Origin of the sequence: Eubacterium sp. ER2 (assembly GCF_000765215.1) — a bacterium.
Classification (GTDB): domain Bacteria; phylum Bacillota; class Clostridia; order Lachnospirales; family Lachnospiraceae; genus Claveliimonas; species Claveliimonas intestinigallinarum.
The window spans coordinates 1-597 of sequence record NZ_JPJE01000073.1; the positions used below are offsets into that span (position 1 = coordinate 1).

Below are 597 nucleotides of genomic sequence, written 5' to 3' on the forward strand. Positions count from 1 at the left end.
AACACCCGTACCCATCCCGAACACGATGGTTAAGCCCCGGGAGGCCGATGGTACTGCACTGGAGACGGTGTGGGAGAGCAGGTGGCCGCCAGTATTAAAAAAGAAAAGGCAGATCCGCTGCCGAAGATCATATAGATACAGGCACAGATGAGCAACAACTTATCGCCGCCAACCCGATCAGCAGGGCAGTGCTGTTATGATAGCTGGTTTTACCAGTGATCAGATACGCAAAAGAGATTTTGTGTATGTGATGACTGATAAAACGTCAGTCAGAAATGTACCTTGAAAACCGCATATAAGAAATTGATGAAAATATCAAGACATCCGAGGTATAAGTGAACACTTCACGAGTGCGGAAGCAGGAGTGTTAGTGTGAACTTAGTTCGACGTAAGTCGAACATCATTATTAGTAATGATACCACTTTGAAGAAAACAAAGTAAAAAAATTGACCTGAACCAACGCATGTAACGCTATACATGTGTGGAAGGAACCCGTTCCTGCGGGGGCCTTCAAGTTGGTTATGCATGAAAGAGCGCAGGGTGGATGCCTTGGCACTAAGAGCCGATGAAAGACGTGATAAGCTGCGAAAAGCTTCG

At 46.1% G+C, this 597-nt stretch carries 2 rRNA genes; both read left to right on the forward strand.

Features of this window, described 5'->3' with window-relative positions:
* A 5S ribosomal RNA gene (gene rrf, locus NI21_RS16200) occupies positions 1–94 on the forward strand; the annotation flags it as partial.
* A gap of 423 nt (positions 95–517) precedes the next feature.
* Positions 518–597: ribosomal RNA gene (locus NI21_RS0115755) — 23S ribosomal RNA — on the forward strand; the annotation flags it as partial.